Here is a 2,174-nt window from a genome sequence, read left to right as displayed (position 1 = left end):
GCTGAGGCCAAGGCGCAGGCCGAGGCGGCTGCCGCCGCGGCGACCGAGGCTGCGGCCGCGACCGCCGCCCTCGTGGACGTGGCCGACGACGACACCTCGGCGGAGCCCGAGACCGTGACCGTGGCCGAGCCGGTCGACGCGGACGAGCCCGCATCGTCCGCGGCCGAGAGCCTGCTGGACCGCTGGCACTCGCTCACCACACCGGTCCCGGTCACCGATGAGGCCGCGCCCTCCACCGACGACGCCACCCCGGCGACCGACGCGCCCGCGGGCGCCGAGGACCTGCTGGACCGCTGGGCCGGCTCCTGGACGGGCGCACGCCCGCTGCGCGGCCGCGGTCAGGCCGAGGAGCCGGTCGACGAGCCCGCCACCGACGAGCCTGCCGCGACCGACGACGCTCAGGCCACCGCCGGCGCGGACGAGGAGCTTGACGAGGCCGCTGCGGACCTCGACGAGGACTTCTTCTCCGGCGACCTCGACGACGACGTGGAGCTCGGCGAGGAGTTCGACGACTTCGAGGAGGACTTCGCGGCCGACGAGGACGACGAGGACGAGCTCGACGACCTCGACGCCCCGGCCGCCAGCCTGGCCGTCGACGAGACCGACGACGAGACCGACGACGAGACCGACGAGGCGCACGAGCCGGAGCCGGCGCTGGTCTCGACCGGCAAGCACTCGCCGTACCACTCCCGACGCGGCAGCGGGATCATGCCGCTCGTCGCGATCGCCTTCGCCCTCGGGTGCGCCGCCGTCGTCGCCCGGATGGCCTTCCTCGACCAGCTGCGCGACGACATCCCGCTGGCGGCCTCGCTCAGCGGCGCGACCGCGGTGCTGCTCATGTACGCCCTCCGCGCGATCGGCAGCACCCGGAGCGTCCACCTCGACGACCAGGGCGTCCTGAAGGTGACGATCGGCGAGTTCACGAGCACGTTCGACCTCACCAGCCCGAGCACCCAGCTCGAGCAGGTCGGGAACCCGGGCACCAAGAACTGGAAGGTCCTCATCCTCCGGCGCAGCATGTCCCCGGTCGAGATCGACAGCAAGACGGTCGACTCGAAGACCTTCGTCGAGGCGTTGCGCCAATGGCGTCCGAACCTCTAGACGACCCCCGCGACGACCCCCGCGACGACGCCGCCTGGGCCGAGCGCTGCGCCGACGCGGAGCAGCAGGTGGCCGACCTGACCGCCGAGCTGGTGGCCGCGCAGGCGCGGATCAGCGAGCTCGAGGCGGAGATGAGCGAGCCGCGGTCGATCTTCGACGGCACCGACAGCATCGGCGCCGGGCTGGCCCGCGACGGGAGCGACCCGCGAGCGCTGTCCCTCATCCTCGCCGCGACCGCTGTGGTCGCCGGCATGGTCGCGTTCCTGGCGCTCCTCAACGGCAACCTGTCGACGCCGTTCGGCTTCGCGATGATCCTGACGACGTTGGGCCTTGCCTACGCCGCCACCCGGACCCGCGTCGGCATGGTCGAGGTGTCGATCACCCGCGGGGTCGTCTACATCGAGAAGGGCGAGTCGTCGTACCGCTTCGACGTCCGCAACGAGCACACCCTGGTCGACATGGACGGCGAGCCGGGCGACTCGTACTGGCAGGTGCGCTTCCACCGCAAGGGCATGGACGACTTCGTCGTCGACGCCGACATGGTCGACCCCCACGAGTTCGTCCGGCAGCTGCGCGAGCACCGGCCGAGCCTCTGACCGGCGCGGGCCAGGCTCAGGAGAGCGCTGTCCGCATCCGGTCGGCGATCTCGTCGACCGCTGCCCGCGACGAGCTCCCGACGCCGACGATGTTGACGAACCCGTGGATGAGGCCGGCGAACCGGACCATCTCCACCTCGACGCCCGCCTCGGCCATCCGCTCGGCGTAGGCCTCCCCCTCGTCGCGCAGCGGGTCGAACCCGGCGGTGACGAGGTACGCCGGAGCGAGCCCGGCAGGGATGTCGGCGAACGCTATCGAGATCCGAGGATCGTTGCGGGTGGCGCGGTCGGGCAGGTAGCTGTCATCGGCCCGGGCGATGAAGTCGCGGTCGAGGTAGTAGCCACGGCCGAAGGCGCGCCTGCTCGGGGTGTCGGCCCCGACCTCGGTGACCGGGTAGATGAGCAGCTGCCACGCCACCGGCACCCTGTCGCGCGCCGCCGACAGCGCCACGCTGGCCGCCAGGGTGCCTCCCGCCG

Annotated in this window: 2 protein-coding genes and 1 pseudogene; 2 read left to right on the top strand and 1 reads right to left on the bottom strand. The window is 72.6% G+C overall.

What is annotated here, in order from left to right; all coding sequences use genetic code 11:
* Both H0487_RS22510 and H0487_RS22505 read left to right on the top strand, forming a co-directional pair.
* Nucleotides 1-1,101: pseudogene (locus H0487_RS22510) on the top strand (hypothetical protein); the annotation flags it as partial.
* Complete coding sequence (locus tag H0487_RS22505; protein WP_183096424.1) at nucleotides 1,083-1,697, top strand: hypothetical protein; 615 nt, start codon at nucleotides 1,083-1,085, stop codon at nucleotides 1,695-1,697. The pseudogene H0487_RS22510 and the gene H0487_RS22505, both read left to right, overlap by 19 nt.
* 16 nt (nucleotides 1,698-1,713) lie before the next feature.
* Here the strand turns inward: H0487_RS22505 and H0487_RS22500 are convergent.
* The coding region (locus H0487_RS22500) for an alpha/beta hydrolase fold domain-containing protein (RefSeq protein WP_183096423.1) at nucleotides 1,714-2,174 on the bottom strand (461 nt) is incomplete at its 5' end.

It is taken from the genome of Nocardioides stalactiti, assembly GCF_014180715.1.
GTDB classification, from domain to species: domain Bacteria; phylum Actinomycetota; class Actinomycetes; order Propionibacteriales; family Nocardioidaceae; genus Nocardioides; species Nocardioides stalactiti.
The sequence above is the reverse complement of the archived record's forward strand: the minus strand, read 5'-3'. Positions and strand labels throughout refer to the sequence as shown.